The 26,370-nt window shown below is 70.3% G+C and carries 20 protein-coding genes and 1 pseudogene; 12 read left to right on the top strand and 9 right to left on the bottom strand.

What is annotated here, in order from left to right; all coding sequences use genetic code 11:
* Positions 1-125 precede the first annotated feature (125 nt).
* The 7 genes and pseudogenes from ABTY59_RS31235 to ABTY59_RS31205 all read left to right on the top strand — a co-directional run bounded on the left by ABTY59_RS31235 (position 126) and on the right by ABTY59_RS31205 (position 6,955).
* Positions 126-1,754 (top strand): helix-turn-helix domain-containing protein, encoded by a 1,629-nt coding sequence (locus tag ABTY59_RS31235; RefSeq protein WP_352022508.1) that lies wholly within the window; start codon positions 126-128, stop codon positions 1,752-1,754.
* A complete protein-coding gene (locus ABTY59_RS31230; RefSeq protein ID WP_352022442.1) occupies positions 1,754-2,353 on the top strand; it encodes a hypothetical protein in 600 nt (199 codons plus the stop codon). The genes ABTY59_RS31235 and ABTY59_RS31230 overlap by 1 nt, the downstream gene beginning before the upstream one ends.
* A gap of 222 nt (positions 2,354-2,575) precedes the next feature.
* The gene (locus ABTY59_RS31225; RefSeq protein WP_352022441.1) at positions 2,576-2,875 is read left to right on the top strand and encodes a hypothetical protein; all 300 of its coding nucleotides are present in this window, start codon (positions 2,576-2,578) and stop codon (positions 2,873-2,875) included.
* Between the two features lie 359 nt (positions 2,876-3,234).
* Positions 3,235-4,302, top strand: coding sequence for a hypothetical protein (locus ABTY59_RS31220; RefSeq protein ID WP_352022440.1), 1,068 nt, complete (start codon positions 3,235-3,237; stop codon positions 4,300-4,302).
* Between the two features lie 28 nt (positions 4,303-4,330).
* Positions 4,331-4,565 (top strand): annotated as a pseudogene (locus ABTY59_RS31215) (helix-turn-helix domain-containing protein); the annotation flags it as partial.
* 140 nt (positions 4,566-4,705) lie between these two features.
* Positions 4,706-5,029, top strand: a complete 324-nt coding sequence (locus ABTY59_RS31210; RefSeq protein WP_352022513.1) for a hypothetical protein — start codon at positions 4,706-4,708, stop codon at positions 5,027-5,029.
* Between the two features lie 498 nt (positions 5,030-5,527).
* Positions 5,528-6,955, top strand: a complete 1,428-nt coding sequence (locus tag ABTY59_RS31205) for an FAD-dependent oxidoreductase (protein WP_352022439.1) — start codon at positions 5,528-5,530, stop codon at positions 6,953-6,955.
* 895 nt (positions 6,956-7,850) lie between these two features.
* Here ABTY59_RS31205 and ABTY59_RS31200 read toward each other — a convergent pair.
* Positions 7,851-8,378: a hypothetical protein gene (locus ABTY59_RS31200; protein ID WP_352022438.1), complete on the bottom strand. Its 528-nt coding sequence runs from the start codon at positions 8,376-8,378 to the stop codon at positions 7,851-7,853.
* A 368-nt stretch (positions 8,379-8,746) separates the two neighbouring features.
* Here ABTY59_RS31200 and ABTY59_RS31195 point away from each other — a divergent pair, with 368 nt between their 5' ends.
* Both ABTY59_RS31195 and ABTY59_RS31190 read left to right on the top strand, forming a co-directional pair.
* Positions 8,747-15,913 carry a hypothetical protein gene (locus tag ABTY59_RS31195; protein WP_352022437.1) on the top strand — a complete coding sequence of 2,389 codons (7,167 nt, stop codon included), beginning with the start codon at positions 8,747-8,749 and terminating at the stop codon, positions 15,911-15,913.
* A complete protein-coding gene (locus ABTY59_RS31190) occupies positions 15,910-16,278 on the top strand; it encodes a DUF6086 family protein (protein ID WP_352022436.1) in 369 nt (122 codons plus the stop codon). The genes ABTY59_RS31195 and ABTY59_RS31190 overlap by 4 nt, the downstream gene beginning before the upstream one ends.
* A gap of 71 nt (positions 16,279-16,349) precedes the next feature.
* Here the strand turns inward: ABTY59_RS31190 and ABTY59_RS31185 are convergent, their stop codons facing one another.
* From ABTY59_RS31185 to ABTY59_RS31175, 3 genes are all read right to left on the bottom strand, one after another.
* Positions 16,350-16,901 carry a hypothetical protein gene (locus ABTY59_RS31185; RefSeq protein WP_352022435.1) on the bottom strand — a complete coding sequence of 184 codons (552 nt, stop codon included), beginning with the start codon at positions 16,899-16,901 and terminating at the stop codon, positions 16,350-16,352.
* Between the two features lie 448 nt (positions 16,902-17,349).
* Positions 17,350-17,820 (bottom strand): anthrone oxygenase family protein, encoded by a 471-nt coding sequence (locus ABTY59_RS31180; RefSeq protein WP_352022434.1) that lies wholly within the window; start codon positions 17,818-17,820, stop codon positions 17,350-17,352.
* A 5-nt stretch (positions 17,821-17,825) separates the two neighbouring features.
* A complete protein-coding gene (locus tag ABTY59_RS31175) occupies positions 17,826-18,488 on the bottom strand; it encodes a maleylpyruvate isomerase family mycothiol-dependent enzyme (RefSeq protein ID WP_352022433.1) in 663 nt (220 codons plus the stop codon).
* A 71-nt stretch (positions 18,489-18,559) separates the two neighbouring features.
* Between ABTY59_RS31175 and ABTY59_RS31170 the strand changes: the two genes are divergently transcribed.
* A complete protein-coding gene (locus ABTY59_RS31170; RefSeq protein ID WP_352022432.1) occupies positions 18,560-19,477 on the top strand; it encodes a LysR family transcriptional regulator in 918 nt (305 codons plus the stop codon).
* A 199-nt stretch (positions 19,478-19,676) separates the two neighbouring features.
* Here the strand turns inward: ABTY59_RS31170 and ABTY59_RS31165 are convergent, their stop codons facing one another.
* Together ABTY59_RS31165 and ABTY59_RS31160 are read right to left on the bottom strand one after the other, a co-directional pair.
* Entirely contained in the window at positions 19,677-20,435 is a 759-nt protein-coding gene (locus tag ABTY59_RS31165; protein ID WP_352022431.1) for a hypothetical protein, read from the bottom strand.
* A 188-nt stretch (positions 20,436-20,623) separates the two neighbouring features.
* Entirely contained in the window at positions 20,624-21,019 is a 396-nt protein-coding gene (locus tag ABTY59_RS31160; RefSeq protein WP_352022430.1) for a cupin domain-containing protein, read from the bottom strand.
* A 52-nt stretch (positions 21,020-21,071) separates the two neighbouring features.
* Here ABTY59_RS31160 and ABTY59_RS31155 point away from each other — a divergent pair, with 52 nt between their 5' ends.
* Both ABTY59_RS31155 and ABTY59_RS31150 read left to right on the top strand, forming a co-directional pair.
* The gene (locus ABTY59_RS31155; protein ID WP_352022429.1) at positions 21,072-22,064 is read left to right on the top strand and encodes a GlxA family transcriptional regulator; all 993 of its coding nucleotides are present in this window, start codon (positions 21,072-21,074) and stop codon (positions 22,062-22,064) included.
* A gap of 807 nt (positions 22,065-22,871) precedes the next feature.
* A complete protein-coding gene (locus ABTY59_RS31150) occupies positions 22,872-23,117 on the top strand; it encodes a hypothetical protein (protein WP_352022428.1) in 246 nt (81 codons plus the stop codon).
* A gap of 102 nt (positions 23,118-23,219) precedes the next feature.
* On the opposite strand, the gene ABTY59_RS31145 is transcribed toward ABTY59_RS31150, so the two are convergent.
* The 3 genes from ABTY59_RS31145 to ABTY59_RS31130 all read right to left on the bottom strand — a co-directional run bounded on the left by ABTY59_RS31145 (position 23,220) and on the right by ABTY59_RS31130 (position 26,004).
* Positions 23,220-24,086, bottom strand: coding sequence for a GNAT family N-acetyltransferase (locus tag ABTY59_RS31145; protein ID WP_352022427.1), 867 nt, complete (start codon positions 24,084-24,086; stop codon positions 23,220-23,222).
* Positions 24,087-24,568: 482 nt separating this feature from the next.
* Complete coding sequence (locus tag ABTY59_RS31135) at positions 24,569-25,036, bottom strand: hypothetical protein (RefSeq protein WP_352022426.1); 468 nt, start codon at positions 25,034-25,036, stop codon at positions 24,569-24,571.
* Between the two features lie 68 nt (positions 25,037-25,104).
* Positions 25,105-26,004 carry an aminoglycoside phosphotransferase family protein gene (locus ABTY59_RS31130; protein WP_352022425.1) on the bottom strand — a complete coding sequence of 300 codons (900 nt, stop codon included), beginning with the start codon at positions 26,002-26,004 and terminating at the stop codon, positions 25,105-25,107.
* Positions 26,005-26,370 lie beyond the last annotated feature (366 nt).

Here is a 26,370-nt window from a genome sequence, read left to right as displayed (position 1 = left end):
GATGAAGCCGGGGCTGGTGACCCGAGAGCGGACGCGGCCCCGCCGAGAGGGCAGCGGGGTGCCACGCGACCCGGCCCCCCGATGCATGCGGAAGTCGCATACTGAATGCTAGATTGACATTCGTGATGGGTGTGGAGGAGATTCTCAGGCTCACGGTCGCCGCGCTGATGGCGCGGACGGGGGAGCGTCAGTCCGATCTGGCTGAGCGGCTGGGGCTGTCGCAGGCCCAGGTGTCCCGTAAGCAGGGTGGCACCGCGCACTGGTCGCTGGAGGATGTCGACCGGCTCGCCGCGCACTATGGTCTGTCCGTCCTGGATCTGTTGGCCGGGCCGACACATGCGGTCGGTGTGCTGCACGGCGCCACACCCCCTCTCCAGCCTGGGGTGTTCGCCTCCGGCACTCACGCCACGCACGTACAGCCGCTGGACCCGCCCATCGCCCTCCCGGACACGGCTCCCGCACCGGCGCCCACGGCCGGTGTACGTGAGCCGGTGGGCCTGTGTGTCCTGTGCGGGCAGCCGGCCGCGGAGGAGGTCGACGGTTACCCGCAGCACCTGAGCGCGGAGGAATGCGCCGCGGCCATCGCCGCGACCGCTCCCGCCGCACCCCAGGCCGCACCGGTCGCCGCCCCGGAGCCCGCCACCGACCGCGCCCCGCTCACTGCCCAGCCGGTCTCCCCGCCCGCCGATGGACCGGCTGCCCCACCCGCGCCCGTCGAGCGTGCGGACGTTCAGCCCGCGGTCCCGGCGTCGCCAGCTGTACCGGCGGCGAAGCCCGCATCACAGCGCGCCACGCCCGGGTACGCCTCCGGCACGCTGGTGGAGCAGATCACCGACCGCGTGCGCGACGTCCTGGCCGAGTACGGCGGCGATGCCGACGCGGCGCAGGCGACCCTGATCAAGACGGCCATTCCCGATGTGATGACGCTCCTGAAGGCATCCCGTGTGGGCGGCCGGTACGAGCACTCGGAATTTCCGCCGACGCAGGAAATCCTGCGGAAGAAGTCCCAGAAAGGCGCGGACGAAATCTGGGAGGGCCGCCCGAAGTGGCGCAACACCGAGCTTTTCGCGGCGGCGAAGCGCGGCGAGAAGATCGAGGTAACCGCGCTCGACATGAACGCGGCCTACCTGTCCGCGCTCAAGTGCTGGCTGCCCATCGGCCAGCTCAGGGACGACACAAGCGGCATCCATGACCCGAAGAAGTCAGGTGTCCACCTCATCACCCCCGCCGACTGGGAGCACAGCGACCTGCCCAACCCGCTGGGCAACCGGATGGAACCGGGGGAGCTGTGGGTCAGCGAGTCCACCCTGCGCCTGCTCCTCGACTGCGCCCGGCAGGGCCTCGCCGAAGCCCCGGTGATCCACCGTTCGCTGGTCTCCGGCGCCACGGAAGCGCTCCTGGAGAAACTCCGCCGCGCTCTGACGGAATCCCGCAAGACCGCTCTCGCGGAGGGCGACGAATTGACCGTGGCCTACGTGAAGGCCATGTACTCTAAGCTCGTGTCGACCATCGGCGAATCGAGCGCGAATCGTGAACTCCGCCGCCCGGACTGGATGCATATCATCCGCGCAAAAGCATTCGCCAACCTGTGGATGAAGGCCCACAAGGCCCACAAGGCGGGACTCCAGGTCGTGGAAATCTCAGGAACGGACGAACTCCACGTGGCCGGCGACTGGCGGCCGGTGTTCCCGGAGGGCCGGGACCTGAACCAGGTCAAGGAGAAGTCCGCATACATCCTGGGGGGTAAGCGCTGATGGCGGGATCTCCGGACCTGTGGTCCCAGTGGGGCGAATTCGGAAAGTTCAACGCCCGGGGCATGAAGGGCGGCGAGGCCCTGATCCTGGAACTCAACCGGATCGTCCACTCCTCCGGCATCGCCTCACCCGTCACCACCAGGCGAGGCCTTGCCGCCCGCCTGCGCTACCTCGACAGCCCGGCCGGCCGTCAGGCGCTGCGGGACCAGGGCGTCACCGCCCGCACCCTCCGCACCTGGATGAGGGGCAAGTCCACCCCCACGAAAGCCAACCGCGAACGCATCGACCACGCGTACTGGGTCCGGCGCCGGGAGAACTTGATCCGCTCAGGCTGGCTCAAGCGCCACCTCGACAACGACGGCCGCGGCCGCCGCATGGAGATCTACCCCGTCGACCAGACCCAGGTCCCGGCCGAACGCGCCCGCCCGACCCTCTCCCAGCGCTCCATCACCGTCCGCTACATCTGGGCCGACCTCGTCGACGCCTGGGCCACCCAGGACGCCGACACCGTCGACGAGATCTGGGACGACGTCATCAGCGACCTCGACTCGGACTACAACGCCTACGCACACGTCTCCTCCGTCGGCATCGGCGCCTGACCACCCACCCCGACCCGCCCGCACCCCGCCCTGGCACTCAGCCCCCGACCGAACGCCCGGCCACGATGGAAGCCGCCCCGGAACCCACAAGACTCCGGGGCCATCCGGGAGCCTCCACGGAAGGCGGACCAGAACCGCTTGTGCTGGTCGCAGCCATCAACGAATGGCTCTGGCCTGTGTGAATGCTTCGGTGGCACCAACTGTCGGGAGTAACGTGCCCCCATGGGGATCAGCGTTCAGGTTCGGACGTTCACAGGCACGGTCGAAGCCACGTGCATCCATCCATCCATCGCTGACCTGTGCAGACGGGCGGCGAGCCAGAACCTGCCCATACTCGGACACGTCGATCCCTGCGACGACACCGTGTTCAACCGGTCGCAGCTCAGAGTCCTCGTCCCGGAACTCCAGGCCTTGGCGAACGGCTCAGCCGCCGAACAAAACGAGGCGGTGCACGAGATCCTCATGCTGACCGCTCAAGTCGAGCGCAAGGCCCACCGGTATCTCGTCTTCAACGGCGACTGACGACGCCACTTTCCCACCACCCCGCGTCGACAACGCTGCGGGTCAATACACCTAGACCGAACTAGCGGCCTGGAGGGAAGCACACTACGGGGCCACCCATCGTGGCGGGCGGCGCCGCGCGGGGCTCCTGGCAGAGCCGTGCGTTCCATCTGTCCCTGCGGGAGTGCCGGCAATCTTGCTACGGGCACACGAGATCGGGCCTGTAGGGAGTGCCACTGCATACCAGGCCGGCAACACGTTCGCTGAAACGTGGGGTAAGTCCGCAGCCTTGGCGGGAAGATAGCCGATTGAAGACTGACCTGATCAGCGGTGCGGGCCAAAGATGAGCCCTTCGATGATGTGCGGGGACAGGGGGTGCCGTGGAAGCGGCAGAACTTGCGGTGGCTGCGGTGGGTGTGGTGGTCGCGACGGCGACAGGAGCGGCGACGGGTCTCGGGGAGGGGATGGGGGCGGCGGCCGCTGAGTTAGTGCGGACGCGGCTGGGAGCCACCGATCGTGGGCGTGCGGCCCTTGAGCGGCTTGATGAGGCCCCGGCGGCGCCCGGTGTGAGGGAGGAAGCCCAGGAGGTAGTGCGCGAGGAGATCGAGGCCGATCAGGAGTGGAGGGACCGGCTGCAGGTGCAGCTGACCACTCGCTCCGCCCACACCACGACGCACGTCAGCGGCGGTGTGTTGATCAGCGGCGGACGGGTATCCCGCAATCAGATAGTGGTCGGCCCGCTGACCATCAACAACACCCCTGGCAACAAGGCGCTCATCGCCGCCGCTGTGGTCCTTGTCCTGGTCCTGGTTTCCTTCGGCACGTACGGGATCGTGCAGGTCGTCACGTCCGACAACACTCAGGGCCCCTCACAGGGTGCGTCCACCAGGCCGCTCGAACGGCCAGCGCCGGGCGTCGATGCGAGCAGCGTCCCCACGCCCGCCCCGACCGCCACGACGCCTCGGTTCGACCTGAGCAGAGATGCCATGGAGGTGCTCCTCTATCAAGACGAGATGCCGTCATGGCTGGAGTACCACCTGCCGGCGTCTGTGCAGTCGTCGGAGAGCGGGCCTCGTTGCACCGCCTCAATCGTCACGTATGCAAGGCCCGACAGTCAGAGTTCCCTGGTGAGCTTCCGGGCGGACGCCTGCGACGCCGTCGACAGTGCACAGAGTCAATACAGCAGCAGGGTCATGCAGCTCGAAGGCGGGGTCGACTCGGGGCCACTCCAACCCGTGCCCGTGGCACCTCTCGGCGACGTTCGAGTCAGCTACGTGCGCGAGGAGCCGGTCAGTCACAGCAAAATGCGCTTCGTGACAGTCCGCTCCGGCAGGATCGTCCTCAGATTCGTGTACGGACCCATCAACGAGAAAGCCGCCTTCCCGAAGGAAATCGACACCATGATCAGCACCTTCGTGAAGAAGGCCGAGGTAAAACCAGTCGAATAGGCCGCCCCGAGTCCCGGCCCGCCTGGTGGGTGCGGGCGCGATTCGCAAGGGTCGACCGTGGAGCCTTTCGCTGGAGGACCGGGCCCTGCTGGTCGCGGCCTATTGGCGAACGAACCTCACAAGGCGACAATTCGCTCCGTTGTTCGGGGTGTCGAAATCGGCGGCGGACCGGATCATCGACCACCTCGAGCCGATGCTCGCTCTCCAGCCCCCGCAAACGGTTCGCCAAGGACACCGTGCTCATCGTCGACGGCACTTTGGTCCGCAAGCCGGGCGCCTTTCCCGACGCGACCGCAGTCGACCAGGCCCGCTCCGCCGGAATGCTCACCCCCGTGCACGACGCCGGTGGGCCGCGGCAGTCAGGGCCCACGGCGACGCTGAGGGCACCCGGGCACAGATCGAGGTGCTGCTGGGCCGCCACCTCGCGCACGAGCGCAGCGTCGCCGGCCTGGCCGCCGCGCTACGGGCCGGGGCCCTGACCGCGGGCGCGGTCGCGCTGGAGGCCCGCAAAGTGGCCCAGGCCGAGGACGAGCCCACCGCCGCCGATGTCCCGGCACTGCGGTCGGCTGTCGGGCGGGGAGCGGCGACCGTGACGTTCCTGCACGAGTGGAAGCTCCACCACGTTCCCCCGGACGCCAGGCCGCTGCCCTCGGTGACCCATTTCGACCAGTTGCTCCGACACCGCCGCTCTGGCGGCGGTGACCTGCGAGAGGGAGAAGCGCCATGACGACCCTGCCCCGCCAACGGAACTTGACCGAGCAAGCCGCGAAGTGGGCTGCCGAGAGCTGAACGGCCACCTGTTGAGAGCCGCCCCAATCGGGCTCCCTTAACTAGCCGGCCATCGCAAACCACTACCCGAGCGTTCCTCTTCTCGCGAACTCCCAAGGCACCTGACCCACGATCGTTCCTGCAATGCATCGACAAGCGTTCCTGCTGCAACCTACGTAGCCACTCTCGCGGTGGATGCTGCCGCTGGTCCGGTGGCCGGGGGGCGTCGCTTGGGGAGTGCGGGATGGTGTTGCCGGGTGCGGCCTGGGTGGCGGGCGGCGGGTTCGCTGGAGCTGGCCTGCTTCATCCGGCTCGCCACGTGCCGCATCTGCGCTGGCGCCCCCGGCGCACCCCCGCGCGCCCCTTCGCCGCCCTTGATCGTTCCCGGGGCAGCGGGTGAAGTGGTGTGCGGACGGCGGCCCGACCGGGCCTCTACGGCCTGACGGACGGGACCGGAATGAAGGACGCGGACCAGGTGGCTTGGGGACCGGGCACGAGCGCCGGCACGCATGCGGGTACGAGCGGCACAAGGGCCCCGGGCCGGCCGGGCTGGGGGCGTGCGGTCGTAATCGGTGGCGGATATGCGGGCCTGCTGGCGGCGCGGGTCCTGGCCGGTCACTTTGCCGAAGTGCTGGTGCTCGAGCGGGATGCGGTGGACCGTACGACCGGGGTTCACCCGAGCGCGCCGCAGTCGTACCACGCGCACGCGATGCTCGCGCGGGGTGCGCAGGTGCTGGAGGTGCTTTTCCCTGGCCTGCGGGCGGAGTTGGAGCAGTTGGGTGCCCCGGTCTACGACTACGGTGAGCGGATCAGTTTCGTGCTGCCCACCGGCCAGGCTGTGCGCACCACTACCGGGGTGCGGATCCAGTCTTTCACCCGGGATGAGCTGGAGCGCCGGATCCGTGCCCGGGTGTTCGATCTGCCCGGGGTCCAGGTGCTCAGCGAGGCGCGGGTGCTGGGTCTGGGCAGGGGGCCGGGGGGCCGGGTCGAGGGAGTCCGGTACCGGAGGGAGAAGGGCGGGGAGCAGGCGGTCACCGCCGATCTGGTGGTGGATGCTTCCGGCCGCACCACCTCGATCGACGACTGGCTGAGCCAGGCCGGCTGGCCGGTCTCGGAGAAGAGCACGGTGAAGGCGAGGATCACCTACACCACGATGGTCTTCGACCGCACGCCGGAGCAGAAGGACTACGACCTCGCCTATCAGATGACGTTCGCGCCTTCGGTACGGCGCGGCGGCGCCATGCTCGCGGTGGAGCACGGCCGCTGGGTTTGCTCGCTGTTCGGCTTCGAGGAGCACCCGCCCACCGACCCTGACGGCTTCCTCGAATACGCCCGCAGCCTGGACAACCCCCTGCTGGCCGAACAGATCGCCCGCCGCGGCCGCCACGACGAGCTGTACCGCTACACCAACCCTGGCAGCACCTGGCGCCTGCACCACCGCAATGCCGGCTGGCCGGAGGGGCTGATCGCGATCGGCGACTCGCTGTGCGTCTTCAACCCGGTCTACGGGCAGGGGCTGACTGTGCCCGCCATCGAGGCCGACGCACTCGGCTCGCTGCTCGGCCGGCGCCGCTCCACGGGCGCGGGCCTGACCGGTCTGAGCCGCGAGTACTTGCGCACGGCGGCCGGGATCATCAAGGTGCCGTGGTCGCTGTCCACCACCTCGGACCTGATGTGGAGCCCGGCCGGCCGGCCACTGGCGGCCCGTTTCGCGCACTGGTACAACCGGCAGGTCTTCACGCTGGCCCGGCATGACTCCGATGTCTGGACGCGCTTTGTCAGGGTGGCCAACATGACCGCCCCGTCCTCGCTGCTGATGCACCCTTCGGTCCTCGGCAAGATCGTCCGGCAGAACCTCACCCGCCGGCCGGAGCTCACCCGCTGACGGCGGCGCGCACCCCTGCTAGGCGCGGGCCCGCGCGCACAGCGGCGATACGGGGGGGGCCTACGCGAACGGCTAAGGTGAGGGGGCCAGTCTGCCGGCGGTGACTGAGTACTCGGACACGGACGCGGATCAGGGACTCGCCGGAGTCGCCGTCGCAGACGAGCCGAGCACACCGAGGCCCTGCCCGGGGTGGGTCCATGTGACCGGCCACGCGGTGCTGGTGTCGTCGGCGTGGTCCTGGCTCTGGGTCGGAGTCACGTGCTGTCTTGCGTGACCGGGGACGTGCTGCCAGGTCAGGGTTGTCTCGACCTGGTGAACCCTTCGTGAGCGTGTCGAGCATGTCGGTCTCACCGCTGGTGATCTCGACCGTGCCGGCGCACAGCACATTGGGCGCGCCGGCGCAGCCGAGCCCGCGGGGTGGTGGAGAGGCAGTGGGCAGCGTTCGCAGGAGGGCCCCAGAGTCAGCCCGTGGCCGGCCGCCTGTCACCAGAGCCAGTGCATGGTGGCGGACAACTGCCCGTCGAGAACGAGGATATCGACGAGAGCGGCAGGGCGGCCGGGGCGATCCGTGGCCAGGTCGCAGCTGGCTGCGGCGGGTTTGCCGGTGAAGGCCGCGGCTGCGGCACCGGCGCCCCGGCGCTGTTGCGCAGCGGGGCGATCTCTGGCTGGGGGAGTACTGGTGTCATGCGCCGGGTGTGCCGAAATCCGAGCTGCCGGGACACCCCTAAAGGGTCGAGTAGGCGTGCGATTTGCCGGGATCGAAGGTGCACGCGCGCCCCCACGTCTTCAGAACGAAGGCAAACAAGGAACTCCGCCAAGAAATCTGATGTTCCCCCGGCTCCCTGTCGGAGCGACCCCTCTCCCCGCGGCTCGCGGGGGTCGCACGGGAATGGTCTCACCGGATCCGGACACTCCAGGTTCTCGCCGCCCCCTGCTCCTCGTCCCTCAGGGATGATTCCCTGCACGGCCGGGTGAATGGCCGGCTGCCCTGCCTGCTTCCCGAACCTGTGGGGATGGCCCCCGCGTCGACGAGCCGTTCGTGGGGGATGAGGTCGGCCAGGGCGAGCACCTGCGGCGCCCCGGCGCCCACTGTCTCTTCGTCTGAGTGCGCGGTGCCGACGGGGAGCACGATCTGCTCCTTCAGCGCCAGGGGTATCAGTACGCTCCAGTCGAGGAGGGCCGACAGCTCCGCATCGGTCAGTTGCGCCCTGCACAGCGCCACGAAGCCGTCCATGGGCGGGCTGACCTTCTCTTCGAACCAGCCAGGCGCCTCCTGTGTGGCCTGCGGCAGCTCGTACGGGGGCAGCCCGCGCCGTTCCAGCTCGGTGTTCAGCGCGGCAGCGACGGCAGCGACATCCCCGTAGCCGTCCTCCCTGTCCTGTGACCAGTCCTGCGCGGTGACAATCACCAGATAGAAACCCATACATACCGGCCGCCACTGGCAACGTCCCTGCCTCGTGGAGTAGTGCGGCGGCCGCGCCCACGGGTTCAGCGGCATCTGGGACGAGCGCCTCCGATCGCGGCCCGTACGCCCGGTAACAACATGATCAACTAGAGGGTCGTTTTGCCCCTTGATGAGCTTCCGTGATCCCTTGGCGAGGTTTATTTGATCTTCACGGGGCGCGCCTGCCGTGGGAAAGTCGCGGAGTAAGCGGCAGCGCCGGGTTCGTGGGGGGCGAGCGTGCCGGCAGTGCCGTACCGAGGGGGAACTCTGCCTGGACGGCGAGCCGCAGACATTGTCGTGCCCATGAATAGTGTGCTGCCGGTCGATCGTAGAGACCAAGGCAGAACATGTCATTGCTCAGAGACGTCGGCAGACGCCGGCGTCGCGTCCGGTCCGCCCTGACCAAGGCGACCGCGACCACCGCCATCATGACGGCCTCCGCCGTCCTCGTCGGCACGATCCAGGGCTCGCCCGTCGCCGCCGCCGAGCCCGAACAGGACACCGGCTACTACCGCAACAGCATCGGCACCAACCGACGACTCGACCGCTGCATGGCCGCGAACGCCCTGCACATCGGCGGCCCGCTGATGAAGGCCAAGGCCATCGAAGGCCTCACCGGGACCGAGGAACAGCTCAAGACGGTCCTCGGCGACGGTTGGATCTTCTACAGCCCCCTCAAGAAGGCCGCGGAGGACGACGAGGCCGCCGGCAGCACCTACGGCAATTTCCTCCAGGACCGCGACAACGCCCTCTCCACCGCCAACCAGGTCTACGCCAAGAAGGACGACACCGGCAAACTGGCCTGGCTCGCGCCGAAGTTCAGCGAGGGCGTCTGGAACTTCACGATCCGCACCCAGCGCCAGCTCGCCTACCGCCTCACCGAGGACACCCTCAGCAAGGCCAGCCCCGAGTCCCTCGCCCGTGCCAAGGTCATCGCCGAGGAGAACCACGGCAAGGACGAGTACCACGACTGGGCCGCGAACAGCATGCTCAGCGACAGCCAGGTCGGCTGGAGTTCCCGTACCTCCACCGACATCGCCGCCTACCTGAAGCGCGGCGGCTTCCCGACCGTGGCGCCCGCCAAGGACTCGGCCGAATACCGCGTCGAGGTCGAGGACTTCAAGCAGGCCTGGTCGGCCTGTGACTACAACAACCCCTACGACCCGTCGCGCAAGCTCAACGAGCCGCTCATGACCGCGATGATCGAGTGGGAACTGGAGTACGCCGGTCAGGCCGACCAGCGCGCCACGATCATGCGTGCGGAGGCCGAAGCCTCGGCGGCGACCCGTGCGGCCACCGACGACCTGGTCGAGGCCATGGGACAGGCGTGGCTCGCCGAGCAGCTCCTGATCTGGCGCAAGGGCTGGCTGGACGCCACCGCCGTCTGGCCCGACCGCCCGAGCCTGCCGACCCAGGCGATGTACGACCAGGCCGACCGGGACCTCGCCCGCTACCGCGCCAACGTCGCCACCCAGCTCACCGAGGCCAAGGCCCACGCCGCCGAGGCCACAGCCGCCGCACAGAAGGCGGTCACGGCGCAGCAGGAGGCCTGGGCCGTCGCCGACACGAACCACGTGCCGCGCGGCCGGGGCCTGACGTACGCCCAGCAGTCGGTGCAGGTCGCCCGCGCCTCCGCCGCGGCCGCCACGGCCGCCGCGAAGGCGACCGAGACCGCGCTCGCCGCGGCCAACGCGACGGTCGCCACGACGGACGCGCTGCTCGCCAAGGCGCAGACCGAGATGCAGGGGCTCGACACCGAGTTCCGCCGCGTCGCCGCCGAGGAGGCCGCCAAGCAGGCGAAGGCCGCCGCCGACAGCGCCGAGGCCAACGCCACGGAGGCCGCCACCAGCGCGAACGCCGCGAAGGCCGCCCGAGCGACAGCCGAGCAGAAGCGGGACAAGGCCGCCTCGGCCGCCGCTTCGGCCGCCGCCGAGCGCACCAAGGCGCAGACGGAGCAGGCCACCGCCGTCGCCTCTCGCACCAAGGCCGCCGCCGAGCGGACCAAAGCGCAGGAGGCGGAGCAGCGGGCCACGGCCCAGGAGACGACGGCCACAGCCGCCGACACCGCCGCAGGAACGGCCGCCGCCGACGCGCGCACGAAGCGCACGCTCGCCGACCAGCAGGCGAAGGCCGCGCGGACCGCGCGCGACAAGGCCGTCGCCGCTCTGGAGGTCAAGCGGGCGACCGCGGCCCGCGCCGCCGCCCTGGAGGCCGCCGCCGGCGCCGCCGCGGGCAGCGCGGCCGCCGAAGAGACCCGTGCGGCCGCCACCGCGGCCCGTACCGCCGCGAACCAGGCCTCCGAGGCCGCCAACGCCGCCCAGACCACCGCGGACCAGGCGACCGCCGCCGCCGTCACCGCCCGCAGCGCCGCCACCACGGCGGAGGCCGCGGCCGGACGTGCGCAGGCCAGTGCCTCCCTCGCCTGGTCGGCGTACCACTCTTCCGTGGGCGCGGCCTCCGCCGCGCGGGCGGCCGCCGCGACCGCGCTCGACGCGTCCCAGGACGCGGCGACCCGGGCCGGCAACGCCGCCACCGCCTCGGAGAACGCCACCGAACTGGCCAGGAAGGCCAAGCAAGAGGCCGACGCCGCCGCGACCGGCGCCGGTGAGGCGGTGAAGTCGGCCGCGACCGTCGTCGGCCGTGCCCACGCCGCCGCCCAGTCGGCGCTCGCCGCCCGCGACGCCGCCAACGCGGCGATCACGGCTGCTGCCGACGCCGTCGCCCTCGGCAGCCCGTACCAGGAGAAGGACAGCGCGGCCGCGTTCGCCGTTCTCGCCGGCCAGTCCTCCAAGACGGCCGCCGAGCAGCAGGCCGCCGCCGCGGACGCCAAGGCGGCCGAGGCCGCCCGGGCCGCCGAGTCGGCGCAGCAGACCGCCGCGCGGGCGACCGGGGACGCGAAGCTCGCCGCCGAGGCGGCGGCCCGCGCCGCGACCGACTCCGCCCGCGCCGTCGCGGCCCTGACCCGCGCCCAGACGTCGGCCGCCCAGGCCGCCGACGCGCAGAAGGACGCGAAGTCAGCGTCCGACACCGCCGCCGGGCACGCCGATCAGGCCGGGACCGACGCCGCCACCGCCCGCACCACCGCCGACGAGGCGAGCCGGGTGGCCGGTGAGGCCGGCCGCGAGGCCACCGACGCCGAGCGACACGCCGCCGAGGCGAACGAGAAGGCGGGCCGGGCCTCCGAGGCCGCCGACAACGCCGGTAAGAAGGCGACCGACTCCGAGCAGGCGGCCAAGGACGCCGAGTCCAAGGCGTCCGACGCCGCGGGGAACAGCCGCGCCGCCGAGGAGGCCGCGAAGAAGGCCGAGCAGGAGCAGCGCGAGAAGAACGAGGCCGCCCACCAGGAAGCCCTGGAGAACGGCAGCACGCCCATCAAGGGTGGCGCGGCCAACTGGCCCGCGCTCGGCGAGCGCGAGGAGCAGATCCTGCGCACCTCCTGCGGCCAGGCCTGTGTCGACGACTACCGCGAGGGCCTCGCGGCCGTCTCCGTGAACGTCGTCGAGTGGGCGACCGCCAACGGCGGGCAGATCCTCTTCGAGCAGCTCGACGCCGCCAAGGTCAAGGAGTGCCTGTCCGGCACCGACGTCGAGGACTGCCTCTGGAACCTCGTCGACGTCCCCGCCTCGTCGGTGATCGTCGGCCGGATGCCCGCGCTCTCCCAGGCGATCGAACGGGTCGCCACCGGGATGCGGAAGATCTTCCGCGACGCGGACGACGCCCTGCGTCGCCTCAACGAGCTGACGGCCGTCATCCGTGACGTCCGCTCCACCCCGCGACTCGAACGCTGCCTCGCCGGAGTCGCCCTGCACGCGGGCGGCGCCAGGACGAAGGCCGTGGCCATCCAGGGTCTGTCCGGTACGGACGCCCAGCTGCACGACGTCATCGGAGACGTCAGCTGGCTGCAGCTCATGGCCCTGGGCCAGGCGACCGGCCAGGACCGGACGGCCGCGTACCAGTACGCGGACTCCATCGCGGCCCGCAAGGCGCTCCTGGAGGACGCCAACCGTCCGTACGCGATGAGCTCGTTCGACGACGGGATCACGCTGCACGCACCGCAGTTCGGCGCGGAGGTCATGGCGTTCACCCACGCCACACAGCCGAAGCTGTCGACGCGTCTCGGCTGGGACGCGCACACCAACCCCAGCGCGGAGGCGCTGGCCAAGGCCCGGGAGATCACCGAGCAGAACCGGGGCAAGGACGACTGGCACGACTTCGCGGCGGACTCCCTGCTGCGGAACGCCAGCACGACCAACAACCAGTTCTTCGGCGGCACCACGTCCGCCGACATCGCCCGCTACCTGCGGCACGGCGGCTTCCCCGCCAAGAAGGTCACCGAGGGCACCGCGGCGTTCCGCGTCGAGGTCGAGAACCTCAAGCAGGCCTGGGCCACGTGCAACCACGCCGACCCGGTGGACCCGCGCAACGCCCTCAGCGAGGTCGTCTCCCAGGCCTCGGCCGAGTGGGAGGCGGAGTACGCGGCGCAGAACCTGCCCCGCACGATCATCATGCGGGCGGAGGCCGACGCCGCCGCGGCGACCAGGGCCGCCACCGACAACATGATCGAGGCCATCGGCCAGGCCTGGCTCGCCGACCAGATCCTGCGCTGGCAGCAGTACTGGCACCAGCAGCTGCAGGCTGACCCGGACCACATCCTCAAGCCGAAGCAGGCCCTGTTCGACCAGGCGAAGAGGGACCTGGAGACTGCCCGCGGCAAGGTGAGGACCCTCCTCACGACGGCCCAGGAGCAGGCCGGTCTCGCCACCGCCGCGTCCCAGCGCGCGGTGAGCGCGCAGCAGGACGCCTGGGCGATCGCGGACGCCGCAGAGGTGCCGCGCGGCCGGGGCCTGATGTACGCCCAGCAGTCGGTGCAGGTCGCCCGTGCCTCCGGCGCGGCCGCCACGGCCGCCGCGAAGGCGACGGAAACGGCGCTGAACGCGGCGAACGCCACGGTCTCGACGTCGCACACGCTGCTGGCACTGGCCCAGACGCAGACGCACGCGGTGAACACCGAGTTCCGCCGCATCGCCGCCCAGGAGGCCGCCGCCCAGGCGAAGGCCGCGGCGGACAGCGCGGACGCGCACGCGGCGGAGGCCGAGGCGCAGCTGAAGATCGCCAAGGAGGCTCGGGCCACCGCGGAGAAGGAGGAGCAGGAGGCCAAGCAGGCCGCCGCCACGGCGCAGAGCCAGCGCGCTGTCGCCGAGCTGGAGCGCGCCAAGGCCGCTGCTGCTCGTACCAAGGCGGAGCAGGAGCGGTCCAAGGCGGGCGAGGCCGAGGGTCGCGCCCAGACCGAACGCGCCCGCGCCGGAACCGCGCTGAACGAGGCCACCTCGGCCGGCGGCACGGCGGCGTCCAAGCGCGTCGTCGCCGAGCGCGCCGAGCAGGACGCGGCCGACGCCAGGGATCGCGCGGCCGAGGCCGAGCGGGACAAGCGGAGCAAGGAATCCCGCGCCGCTGCCCTCGAGTCGGCGGCGGCGGCGGCCGTGGGCACGGCCGCGGCGGGCGAGACCCGTACGGCGGCCACCGAGGCCCGCACGGCCGCGAACGAGGCGGGCTCCGCGGCCACGGCGGCCCGTACGGCGGCCAACGACGCCTCGCAGGCGGCGATCAACGCGCGGGCGGCGGCCACCGAGGCGAAGGTCGCGGCGGCCAACTCCCAGAAGGCGGCGGACAACGCCTGGTCCGCGTACTACACGGCCCAGGGTTCGGCTGCCGTCGCCCATGCGGCGGCGGCCACGGCCATCGACGCCTCCGAAGCGGCGGCGATGAACGCCAAGAAGGCCGAGGAGGACTCCAAGAAGGCGTCCGCCGCGGCGGTCGTCGCGAAGCAGGAGGCCTCGGCGGCGCACGTCGAGGCGGTCAGGACCGCGCAGTGGGCGGCGAAGACCGCCGGGTACGCGTACGCCGTCGGTACGGCGGCGAGCGCGGCCCGTGACACCGCGACCCAGGCCGTCAAGCCGGCCACGGAAGCCATCGCGATCGGCTCGCCCTACCAGGAGACCGACGCGTCGGCGGGCTTCGCCGTCCTCACCGGCCAGAGCGCGCTGACCCTCTCGGAGCAGCAGGCGAAGGCCGCGGAGGCGAAGGCGGTGCAGGCGACCGCCTACGCGGCGGAGGCCCAGCGTCTCGCCGAGCAGGCGGCGGCCGACGACAAGCTGGCCGCCCAGGCGGCAGCGGCGGCGGCCAAGGACGCGGAGCGTGCGGCGAAGGCCGTGCAGCGTGCCCAGACCGCCGCGGCCGAGGCGGAGAAGGCGGCCCAGGCCGCCCAGGCCGCAGCCAAGCGCGCCGACGGATACGCCCTGCAGGCGGGGGCGGACGCGCTTGCCGCGCAGTCCGCGGCCTATGCGGCGCACGGTGACGCCGTCACGGCGGACCGCGAGGCCACCGATGCGGAGAAGGACGCCGCGAGCGCCCGTTCGGCGGCCGACGAGGCCGAGGCGGACGCCGGGGCGGCCGACCGCATCGCGACGGTCTCCGAGAACGACGCCACGCGCGCCGAGACCGCCGCGGCCAACGCACGGGAGTCCGCCACCCAGGCGGACGCCGCGGCCGACCGGGCCGAGGCGGAGGAGCGCAGGCGTCAGGAGGAGGAGCAGAAGCGTGCCATGGCCTCCGGCGACAAGGGGGTCCTGTTCGATCCAGGCGTCCCGCTGAGCGCCGAGGACCAGGCCACTCTGTTCGCGGCCTGCGGCCAGCAGTGCGTCGACGACTACAAGGCCGCGTTCGCAGCCGTCTCGCAGACCGTCGTCGACTGGATCAAGGCCAACGGCGTCGACATCCTGCTGGAGCTCATCGGTGTCAACGACCTGAAGCGCTGCTTCGGCGAGGGCGACGTCGAGAGCTGCCTGTGGACGCTGGTCAACGTCGGAAGTCTGGTACTCGTCGTGGGCAAGCTGCCCGCGGTGGCCAAGGCCATCGCGGTGGTGGTCTCGGGCGTCTCGAAGTTCTTCGCCAAGGCCAAGTGGGGCAAGACGACCATCGAGCGCCTGCGCAAGGTGATCGAGAACTTCAAGAAGAAGCCGGAGCCCGAGAAGCCGGACAAGACGCCGGACTGCCTCAGCGTCGAGGCCGCGGTCAAGGACGACAAGTGCGATGAGATCGAGGTCCTCGACGGGTATCAGGGGCGCAAGCGCTTCGGCTCCGACGGCCGGTACCACCTGAAGGAGGGCGACGAGGAGATCCAGATCGTCGACCCGAACGACCCGGGCCGGACGATCACGGACATCGACCTCGTCCGGGACGGTGTCCTGTGGGAGAACAAGACGGTGACGGCCCGGAAGCTGACGCAGGAGCAGCTGCAGAAGTGGGTCGACAAGCACGTCGGGAAGAAGATCGACGGCTACAAGGACGCCCGGCCCCTGCTCGCCGGATACGAGGGGGCTCCCATCGGCATCCGTTTCGAGGACCCGGCGATCCTGCAGATCAACCCGGGTCTGAAGGACCTCGTCGTGCAGCGTCTGAAGGAACTCCGGAACATTCATCCCGGGGTCGACATCCGTCTAGACTGGCCGTCATGAGCTACACCTTCGACATCGGCGACGACACGATCTGGGGCCCGGCGAATTCCGTGGCGCGCATCTTCCTCGGAATGGTGCGGACGCTCTCGGAGGAATACCAGGTTCCTTCCGGAGTCGGGGACGACCTCATGGGAATGGTGGAAATCGATCCCGTCGAGTTCGCGGCGTTCGTGCAGCGGGTACTCACCGAGCGGGCGAACAGCCTGCACATGTACAAGGACATGATGCTGGACGGCGTCCTGCCGATCCTGATCGCGATGGCGGACCGTGGCCGCCTCGGGATCGTGGGAGGCACGCCGGAGGAACGCGCCTACCTCGAAGGGGTGCGGGTGCGGAAGCTTCCGATGCTCGCCCCGTCGCAGTAGCCGACGTCACGACGTGAAAGCGCCCGGCCGGGAATTTCCCGGCCGGGCGTTTCGCTTCCCCGCCGTGGGGCTCAGCCCAGCCGGTCCAGCTGTGCCTTGACGACCGTCTCGGGGATGGCGCTGTCGTTCGGGGTCAGCATGTTGACGCCGTGGAAGACCGCGACCACGCCGCCCTCGCGCAGGACGGTGTCCGTCATGGGGACGGTCTGCTTGGCGACGACGTTGGTGATGCGGTAGCCGACAGCCTCGTCGCCGAGCTTCGGTGCGTTCACCGGGGTGATAGCGGTGTACGTCAGGCCGAGGGTCTGGAAGCCGCCGGAGCACTCCTTCAGGGAGGTCCGCAGGTCGGCCATGACTTTCTTGGCGTTCTGCTCCGAGTGGGGGGCGAGCCACAACGAGCCCACGATGGCGTTCTTCGCCTCGGCGGGTCCGAGGGACCGGTGCTGCACGCTCACCGCGGGAATGTGGGTGAAGCCGCCGGCCAGGCTCGTCAGAGTCTGGCACGGGGTCTTGTCGGCCTTCATGTCGCGGCCGCCCTCGACGTCGCCTTCGGCGACCTTCTTGACCTCGGATCCGTTGCTCGTACCGGTGAGCGTCGCCCTTTCGAGGGCCTGCGGGGACATCGCCCCGATGCGCTTTGCTTCGGCAGCGGCCTCCTGGCATCTCTTGCGGGCTGAGCGCAAACGGAAATGGAATACGGGGTGCAGCAGGGTGGCACCGGCCAAAGTCGCAGTTCTGGCTGCCACGCGAAGCCGGCCAGCGATCGTGACTACCGCAGGCGCCGCTGGGGTTGTTGCGCCGTGGCCCGAGCGGCACCAGACGCGGCGGGATGCCAGGCCGCGGAAGCGGACCGTCGGTGCCGGCGCGAAGCATCGGCGCTGACTTCTTGACGACCGGCCCTCAGCCGCGCTCGTGCACCTCCGCCATGCAGCCACTCACGACGTCCGGGCCTGCTGGTACGGCGACGACCGCTCCGCCCTGGCCCGACCGACCGGCGAGAGGCGATCCCTGCTGGCCGAGCGGGGCCGCACGGTCGCACCGACGGCATCCGGCTCCGTATCCTCGCCGAGCTCATCGACCGCCTCGCCCTGCCTGGCGCAGGGCAACTGAGATCAGGATGACGAACGCCGCCATGGCGGTACAGGTGCGGAGATCGTTGAACAGTTCCCAGCGGCTCAGGAGCACCGCATGGTCGGGCGGCGGCGTGGTGGCGGCCCACTCCTTGATGCGCCCGTTGATGGGGACATTCCCGAACCGGGTGATCAGGAACGACACGACGATCAGGAACCCCGCCGCGGCTGTGAGGAGCCGGGCCCGCTCGCGTGTGAGGGCGGCCAGGGTGAGGGCGCTGAGGGCGGAGATCGCCATCGCCCCCTGCATGGTGATCCCGTTCATCTTCATCAGCTCGGCGTGGAAGTCGAGCCTCATGTCGATCGGCACGGAATTGAAGGTGGGGACGAGGTTGGCGGCGCCATAGCCGAAGGCTCCGGCGAGCAGACCGGTGGAGAGCAGGGACAAGCCCAGGAGGAGGCGGGTACGCACGTGAGTCAGGCTTCCTCGGCGGGTCGGGTGAAACGGCCGCTCGATTCCCCTCGGAGCTTGCCGTCTGGAAGTCTGCGGCCGTAAGCCAGCAGCAGGAGGTCTTGGGCGGCGCCGAACACCGGCGAGCCAGAGCCGTACGACCAGTCGAGGTCCTCGGCACACAGCCGCACTCCGTCAAGATCGGCGCCGAAGAACTTCAGGCTGCCGGGCCGGATCTCCTCTAGCAGGATGCGCAGCCGGTTCTCGGGGAGGCGCCGGCCGAGGCCGAGGCCGACGGTGATGTCCAGCCCGTGCACCACGTCGTGGCCGAGCGCGGCCGCGAACCCACCGACCGGTGGTGTCCAGGGGTGGTGGGCGTTGTCCCGCAGGAAGGCGGCGAGTTCCGTGGTGGAATGGGCTGCCGCATCCCTGCGCGCGACCCGATCGGTCATGCGATGAAGGTTCCCGCGCGCCTTGACCAACTCACCGAGTGTCGCGGGCAAGGAGAGTCGGAACCCCATCGACATGTGTGCTGCCACGTCGCGAACGCGCCATCCCGCGCAGAGGCTCTGCTCGTTCCACTGGTCGGTTCGCAAGGTGTCGAACAGATCGGCCAGTTCTCGGCGCTCCGCCGCGATCGCTGCCCTGACGTCGACACTTCTTCCTTTGCGGGCTGTCGTGTTCCCCATGTGATCAAGCCTGCGGTCGGCACGTCCATAACGCCAATAGACAGTTCTGCTGCCAACTAGAATCATTGCTTATGGAGCTTCGCCAGCTGCGCTACTTCGTCTGCGTTGTCGAGGAGGGTGGTTTCACGAGAGCCGCCGCACGGTTGCACCTGGCCCAGCCCGGCCTCAGCGCGCAGATCCGCCAGCTGGAGAAGGAGCTGGGGCAGTCCCTGCTCGACCGCTCAGGCCGGTCGGTGACGCCGACGGAGGTGGGCAGGGCGGTCCTGCCGTACGCCCGCGCCGCACTGGCCGCGGCGGAGTCGGTGCAGTACACGGTCGACGCGTACACAGGTCTGCTGCGCGGACGGGTCACGCTCGGACTGGTCTCCGGCGCCACCGGCCACGCCTTCGACATCGCCGCTCTGCTCGCGGACTTCCACGAGGCCCACCCCTCGGTGGAGGTGGCTCTCACCGAGGACACCAGTGAGCGGATGCAGGCCGCGCTCCTGGCCGGCGAGCTCGACATCGCCGTCCTCGGAACGGCCGAGGAAGTCCCCCCGCCCGGAGCCCTCTTCCAGACGGTGATCGATGTTCCGTTGGTCGCCGCTGTCACCCCGGGTGACCCCGTTCTCGACGGCATCGACGGTACGAGCGTCTCGCTCGCCGATCTACGTGATCGCCCGTTGATCTGCCTGCCGCGTGGCACCGGCGTGCGCTCGGCGCTCGAACGGGGCTGCGCGCAGGCGGGATTCCAGCCCAGGGTTGCCTTCGAGGCGGCAGCCCCTCATGTGCTCTCGCAGCTTGCCGCGCGGGGCCTGGGCATCGCCGTGCTGCCTGCCGGTGAGGACGAGTACCCCTTCGACGGACAGCTTCGCACCCTGCAGATCGTACGGCCCGAGATGCGTGCCCGCATCGCGCTCGCCTGGCAGGCCAACGGCCCCTCGAGCCCCGCGGCCCGGGTACTCCTGGACCGACTGCGCGAAGTCATCCCCAAGCCACTCGTTTCCTAGACCCCCCCTTCTCTGCCACGGACGTGCCCGTACGGGGGTGGCGGCGAGGTGGAATGCTGCCTGTCAGACGAGGGTCGGCCCTTCGTGCGGCGCGTAGGTCGTAGCGGCGCGGCGGTCGCGCCCACCGGTTCAGCACCGCTGGAGGTGTGTACGAGGGCAGAGGCACCGACCGCTCGACCGCCCGGAACCCGGCGCGCTGTCAGGGTTCGCCGCGCCGGGTCCAGGTCCCCCTTCTGCCTGCCGTCATCAGCGTGTTGACGATGTGGGACCGGTTGCGGCCGCCCCGAAGCAGCCGCTCGGCCGCCAGGCCGAACGCCGGCGCGGGTCCCACGAGACCGCGGGTCTCGCCGGTGCCGAGTGCCGGCCCCGCGCCGGCGAGCCCGAGGCCGGTCTCGGCCGCGGCCCAGGCGAGCCGCCCGGGCCGCTCCCGGGACGCCGGCAGCTGCCGCCGGACCGCCCGGAGCAGTGCGGGAAGAGCGTCGTCGGCCGCCGCCGCGTCCCCGGCGCGCAGCGCCGCCTGGAAGGCGTCGCGCCGACGGGTCACGACCTCGTCCTGATGGATCTTCGCGATGTCCTGCCAGCCCAGTTCGGCGACCGCCGCCAGGTTGCCCGGGGCCATCGCGTGTTCCGCAGGGACTGTGGCCCCGGGACCGGCGGGCTCGAAGAGCGCGTCCGTCGGACGCCCGAGGTAGAGCCCGATGTCGGCCGCCTTCGGGAGCGACCGCGGGGACGCCCCGTCGGTGCCCAGCGTCCGCTGCACCGCCGCGTTCCAAGCCTGCGTCGCGGTGTTCCACATGGCCGTCCGGTGCGGCGGGTCCGACGCGTCGACCTGGGCGAAGAGCACGGCCCTGCGGTGCCGGTTCGACGGCTCCACGTGCTCGTCGAGATACGCGAGGGTGCGTTCCACCGGGGCGTAGTCGTGGCCGGGGAGCCCCGGCAGCTCCGCCACCTCCTTCAACACGTCGTGGTACGAGCAGGGGCGTGTCACCGCGCTCGTGCCCAGCGGCACCCCCGCCTCGCGGGAGAAAAGGGCCTCCCGATCAGCCCGTTGGGACATCGACAATGCCGAGCCGGCCAGGAGGCCCGGCCTTCATGCAACGGTTGCAGCAAGATCACCCGCTGGTGGTTCCGACGTCGTCCCGTTGCTCAGGCTTTGAGGATGTGCCCGGTCGTCGCGTTCACGTGGGCGGGGATCTCATCGTGGCGGTCGCCCACGGTCGGTGTCCCGGTCGGCTCGAACATGAGGATCGCGGCACCGGACGGCGAGGACGGCTTGTGCTCCGTACCTGCGGGAACGGTGAAGACCGCCCCCCGCGGCAGCCGGACCGTGTGCTCACCCTCGGGCTCGCGCAAGGAGATGTGCAGCTCCCCGTCGAGCACCAGGAAGAACTCGTCGGTGTCGTCGTGGGCGTGCCAGATGTGTTCGCCCTCGACTTTGGCGACCCTGACGTCGTAGTCGTTGACACGCGTGACGATGCGCGGACTCCACAGCGTGTCGAAGGAGGCCAGAACTTGGGGAAGGGAGATGGGCCGGTTGCTCATGGCCTCATCCTCGGCCGCCTCGTACAGGCAGTGTGAGTGCTAGGAATTGCACATGGCGAAAGAATCCTCGCACCAAGCTCAAGCAGCGGGCGCACACCGGGTGGTCGTGATCGTGGACGAGAACTCGAACCCGTTCGAGCTCGGTTGCGCGACCGAGATCTTCGGCCTGCGCAGGCCGGAGATCGGCCGCGAATTCTACGACTTCCGGCTCTGCTCTCCCGAGCCCTCCATCGCGATGCGAGACGGATTCTTCACCCTCACCGGGGTCGCCGGCTTGGAGGCGGCCGATACGGCAGACACCTTGATCGTCCCCAATCGCCCCGATGTCGAGGTGCCCCGCCGGCCCGCGGTGTTGGACACCATCCGACGGGCGCATGCGTGCGGTGTTCGCCTGATCGGCTTCTGCAGCGGCGCCTTCACCCTGGCCGAGGCCGGTGTCCTCGATGGGCGCCGGGCCACGGCCCACTGGCAGTGGGCGGATTCCTTCCGCTCCCGCTTCCCCGCCGTCCACCTCGAATCAGACGTGTTGTTCGTGGACGACGGTGACATCCTCACCGCCGCGGGAAGCGCGGCTGCACTCGACCTCGGGCTGCACGTGGTCCGCCGCGACTATGGTGCAGAGGTCGCCAACTCCGTCAGCCGGCGACTGGTCTTCGCGGCGCACCGCGACGGCGGACAGCGGCAGTTCGTCGAGCGTCCCATGCCCGACCTCCCCGACGAGTCCCTGGCTCCGATCCTGGCCTGGGCACAAGAACGTCTCGACTCGCCACTCAGGATCACGGACCTCGCGGCGCGGGCAGCGGTCAGTCCGGCGACATTGCACCGCCGCTTCCGGGCGCAGCTGGGAACGACCCCGCTGATGTGGCTCACGGGGGAACGACTCGCCCTGGCCTGCCGACTGATCGAGCGAGGCGAGTCACGCTTCGAGGTGGTCGCACGGCTGAGCGGACTGGGCACCGCGACCAATTTGCGCGCGTTGATGCGTCGCGAGACGGGCATCACTCCGTCGGCGTATAGGCGCCGGTTTGGTTCCGCGGCGCCCTGACGGCATCGATGCCAGCCAGGCGAAAGACCACGCGATCGAGTCCGCCGAGTCGAACCCACACTCAACATGATCGGTACGACAACGGCTTCTAAGCGCCGCATCGGTTGGGGCCCGGCCGCACACCCCGCACGGCTCGCGTCCGGAACTCTTCCTCGGCTCCGACCAGACCGAGTCCACGGGGCGTCGGGAAGGGCGGCACGGCCGTCAACGTCGGACTGCCCAAGAAGCCCCTCGAACTCGTCATCACCCGCCAGATCAACGGCAACATGCTCACCCGCCGGAAGACCCTAGTCGGCACACCGCCGGCGTCTGCCGCCAGGACGACATCGCGACCCTCCTCGACCGGCACCACACCGGAGGTTCGACCTCGACGCCTTCGTCACCGACCGATACCCCCTGGCTGGCATCGACCGAGCCGTCGCCGACCTTGCCCAGGGCAGGATCCCCGGCCGCGCCCTGACCACCCTGTGACCCCGCCACCGGCACGGCACAGTGGCGGGCGTTCCGAGTGCCCGGACGGGGCTCTCGGCCAGGAGACAGCGGAGCCCCGGGGGGATGCACCTGCTCCCGGGACTCCGCGACACGGGGTGCTGCTTACGGACGTGGATGGTCACGGCGCCGGCCGCCGAAGGCCGTGAACGCCGCGACGGCGATCCCGCCGACGACGGACGGAAGACGACCGGCCGCGTGGCGAGGACCTGGCCGACCATGCCTCCTGGTGGGCCCGCGACGACGACGCCGGCCAGGAGGCACGGAGCGCCGGACCACGTTCTGGCGCCTGACCGGCACAGAGGAACGCCCCGCGACATGAACGCCGAGATGCGGGTCGGCCACTTCGCCCGGGACGCCCACCGCCACAATCGTTCGGCGCCTGGCCATCGACACCGCCCTCACCGGACGAGCGCCGAGAACGCCGACCCCAGCGTGCAGCACGACGCCGCCCACCGCGCCGAGAACCTCACCCACGCCGTGCTCCTGGGCGACCGGTTGGGCGAGTACCACCTCCGGCTCCTGCGGGGCACTGACCTTGACCCGGCCCCCGCCACCGTCTGACGGCTCCCCGCGCCGCTCCCGGCGGAGGATGAGAACCCCCAAAAGCCTTCACCGGCCGCACGATCCAGTCCCAGACCGCCGCCTCGCCGAGTAGCCCCGGCGTCAGGCCGTCCGGATCCGGTCCCGCACCTGCGGCCGCACCTCGAACCCGGCTGCCTTGTACGTGGCGACGCCGCCAACGTTGGAACTCGGTGTGCACACACGCACGGTCGACGAGCCCATCTCCCGCAGCGCTGCCGCCCCGGCCAGGGTGATCGCCCGGCCGTAGCCGCGACCACGGTGATCCTTGTGGACGCCCATCGGCTCGACCAGCCCCGGCCTCCCCGGGCCGGCCGACCACACCGTCACCACCGCCGTCATGGTGCCCTGGTCGTCATAGGCGCCCAGGCAGCGGGCGTGGGCGTAGAACGGTCCCGCCGACATCGCGTGCCAGTACTCGCGCGTAGGTCGCGAGGTGTTGAACGCCGACCGCAGGACGTCGGCGAAGTCCTGCGCCTGCTCCGGGCCGATCGACTTGATCCGCACGCCGGGGTCGTCCACCGGCTCGGTGAGGTCGCGGAAGAGCGGAGTCCACGGCTCGTCGGCACCCCAGCCCTCCTTGCTCAGCAGGTCGTGGAGCAGCAGGCCCAGCGGCGCCTCGACAGCCACGGCTCCTTCCGGTAGCACGCCGCGCTCAGGCAGCGAGAAATCCTCCACGAGCTGCCGCGCCAAGTCCTCGTCCTGGAAAGCCTCCGGAGCGACCGTCATCCGCACCAGTGTCGGTGAGTCGAGCATCCCGACCGCGAGAATCCTCCCGTCCCGACTCCAGGTCCGGACCACCGCGGCCGTCTCGGCCGTTCCGAAGCGGTAGTTCCAGCCGATGTCCCCCGGATGCAATTGCATCGGCGCTTCGTCGTACTGCCACTCCCGCAGTACGGCCATGGCCTCGCGTACTCCGTCGACAGTCGGCATACCCAGCACAATCGTCATAGCCGGGATCAGACACTCCGTCCCGAAGGCTCGCAATCGAATAACCGCGCCGGCCCTCCGCAGCGGCCCGACCAAGAGCTGCCGCTTCCTCAACTTCTCGATCTGCTCCACCAGTCTCGACGCCGTGGTTCGCCACCTCAAAGCCGCCGGACGTCCGACGCACAAGCTCGGCACATACCTCTGGTGAATTGGCAGGTGGGCGACCCGGGAAAAGGTCGAGCTGTGCTTCACCCAGGCTTACGCGTCCTGGGCCGACCCGATCGAGGCCCGCTTTGGGCCCTTGCGGCAGTTCACCCTGGCCAACTCGCACCATTCCAGCCACACGCTCCAGACCCGGGCTGTGCACGCCTACGTGCGCTGGCGCAACCAGAACGCCCGCCACCCCGACGTCCTCGTAGCCCAACGATGCGGACGAGCCCGCATCCACAGTGAGAAGGGTGTTCGCTGGGGAGGGCGCCGCACCACGATGGCGGCCTGAACGACTACACCTGCTCTTGATACACCCTGTTCTCGGTCGGCCTGAGTCTGCGGATCGTTGCCCAGGCCGCTCGCTCGGTCAGTGCTTGCGCCCGGTCGTCGAGATCGTCTCCGGCGTCGTGGAAGAACCACGAGTCGAAGCTTCCCAGGGCCTTCAGCGCGGGCGCGGGGCCGTATCTGAGCTCGCGGTGGACCTGCACGTAACGGTCGTGATCACCGTTGCTGTCGGAGATCTCGAACTGCCGGGTGAGGTCCAGCGTGAACTCGCGAGGGCCACCGAAGGCGTGGGTCCCGTACGGGAGCAGAAGACCGTCAGCGTCGGGTGCGTCCGGGACGTCGAACAGCCGTCGGCCGAAGTGGAGGAAGGCACGCCAGCAGTCCTCCGTGACCAGCTCGTCAAGCCCTGGCTGCCCTGATCCCAGTTCGGGCTCAGGCAATCGCGCGGCCTCGTCCACCGACAGTCTCCGCGTCATGCCCGACCTCCTCACCAACCACAGCCTCGCTCAGCGTTCTGACCCGGTGAACCTTCCCGGTCAGGGCACTAGCCGATGAGGGCCTCGGTGATCTGACGGGTGGTCTGCGCGGCGACCCGGGGGCTGACGGCAGCGTAGTAGGTGTAGGCGTTCAGGGCCGTGGCCAGCGCCCAGCCGCGGCCCCGGATCCAGGTGGCGTCGTCCACGCCGAGCGCGGCGCGGAAGGCGGCCCGGCTCCCCGCCGACATCAGGGTGAAGGCGATCACCAGGTCGCAGGCCGGGTCGCCGATGCCGAGCCCGCCGAAGTCGATGACCGCGCTGAGGCGGCCGTCGACGGTCAGCAGGTTGCCGGTGTGAAAGTCGCCGTGGAACCAGACCGCAGGACCATCCCATCCGGGGGCGCTGATCGCCGCTTCCCAGAGCTCGGTCATGGCCGCAGCGTCGAAGGAGCCGCCGACCTGCGCGATGGCGGCCCGCGTTGCCCGATCCCGTGCGACCAGCGGCCGGACGGTGAGATCCTCGTCGGCGCCCAGGAGCCGAGTCTCCCCGGGCTCGAACCGCTGGAGAGCGGTCAGGAACCCGGCCAGTTCGACGGCGGCTTCGGAAGAATCGGCCAGCGCCTCGACAGTCGCCACCTCGCCGTCCAGCCAGCAGGAGACCGCCCACGGCCACGGATAGCCAAAGCCGGGCTTCCCCACCCCCACTGGCACGGGGACGGCCAGTGGCAAGTGCGGGGCGAGCCGCGGCAGCCACTCGAACTCCTTCCGCGCCTGCCCGATGGCGCTGGCATGGCGGGGCAGCCGGACGGACAGCTCCTCGCCCAACCGGTAGATCACATGGTCCGAGCCGGCCGGGTCAAGCAACTCCAACGGCAGACCGGCCCACTGCGGGAACTGCGTATCGACCAGGCGCCTGACCAGTTCGGCATCGATCGCGGGGCGGATGTCCGCGGTTCTCCCGGTTGCCAAGAGCAGCTCCTGGAGTCGGCCCGCCCGTGCGGCAGGCATGTGGGGTCATCACAGTGCCTCGCAGGTCTCCTGTCGACCGGTTTTCCCGCCGGCTTCATCCGCTGCACGGTTCCGCGCGCCGGCTCTCGAAGCCGACCCAGCGTGACCCTCTGAACCCACGGATCCATCTTGGAAAAGGCTGCACCAAACACTTGGACTCACGCTGAACCACCTCCAGTTTTCACGACCCGCGGAGGTTCTGGCTGGGGGCTTCCTACTGCCGGCCCGGCATTCTTCTGGATGCCGGAGACCGGGGCGCACATCGTGTACGGAGGTATCTTCCTGCGCTACGTCGAACTCGACCATTGCCAGGGCCGTCTCGGCTAT

This window comes from Streptomyces sp. NPDC096079 (genome assembly GCF_040303145.1).
Lineage (GTDB): Bacteria > Actinomycetota > Actinomycetes > Streptomycetales > Streptomycetaceae > Streptomyces.
This window is presented reverse-complemented; position numbering and strand designations above follow the sequence as displayed.

Excerpts from the sequence above, each read along its gene's own strand:
- ABTY59_RS31175 (WP_352022433.1), bottom strand. The coding sequence starts at position 18,488 with ATGGGGAACACGACAGCCCGCAAAGGAAGAAGTGTCGACGTCAGGGCA.
- ABTY59_RS31200 (WP_352022438.1), bottom strand. The coding sequence starts at position 8,378 with ATGGGTTTCTATCTGGTGATTGTCACCGCGCAGGACTGGTCACAGGAC.
- ABTY59_RS31195 (WP_352022437.1), top strand. The coding sequence starts at position 8,747 with ATGTCATTGCTCAGAGACGTCGGCAGACGCCGGCGTCGCGTCCGGTCC.
- ABTY59_RS31225 (WP_352022441.1), top strand. The coding sequence starts at position 2,576 with ATGGGGATCAGCGTTCAGGTTCGGACGTTCACAGGCACGGTCGAAGCC.
- ABTY59_RS31235 (WP_352022508.1), top strand. The coding sequence starts at position 126 with ATGGGTGTGGAGGAGATTCTCAGGCTCACGGTCGCCGCGCTGATGGCG.
- ABTY59_RS31170 (WP_352022432.1), top strand. The coding sequence starts at position 18,560 with ATGGAGCTTCGCCAGCTGCGCTACTTCGTCTGCGTTGTCGAGGAGGGT.
- ABTY59_RS31150 (WP_352022428.1), top strand. The coding sequence starts at position 22,872 with ATGAACGCCGAGATGCGGGTCGGCCACTTCGCCCGGGACGCCCACCGC.
- ABTY59_RS31145 (WP_352022427.1), bottom strand. The coding sequence starts at position 24,086 with ATGACGATTGTGCTGGGTATGCCGACTGTCGACGGAGTACGCGAGGCC.
- ABTY59_RS31135 (WP_352022426.1), bottom strand. The coding sequence starts at position 25,036 with ATGACGCGGAGACTGTCGGTGGACGAGGCCGCGCGATTGCCTGAGCCC.
- ABTY59_RS31185 (WP_352022435.1), bottom strand. The coding sequence starts at position 16,901 with ATGTCCCCGCAGGCCCTCGAAAGGGCGACGCTCACCGGTACGAGCAAC.
- ABTY59_RS31190 (WP_352022436.1), top strand. The coding sequence starts at position 15,910 with ATGAGCTACACCTTCGACATCGGCGACGACACGATCTGGGGCCCGGCG.
- ABTY59_RS31155 (WP_352022429.1), top strand. The coding sequence starts at position 21,072 with ATGGCGAAAGAATCCTCGCACCAAGCTCAAGCAGCGGGCGCACACCGG.
- ABTY59_RS31160 (WP_352022430.1), bottom strand. The coding sequence starts at position 21,019 with ATGAGCAACCGGCCCATCTCCCTTCCCCAAGTTCTGGCCTCCTTCGAC.
- ABTY59_RS31205 (WP_352022439.1), top strand. The coding sequence starts at position 5,528 with ATGAAGGACGCGGACCAGGTGGCTTGGGGACCGGGCACGAGCGCCGGC.
- ABTY59_RS31230 (WP_352022442.1), top strand. The coding sequence starts at position 1,754 with ATGGCGGGATCTCCGGACCTGTGGTCCCAGTGGGGCGAATTCGGAAAG.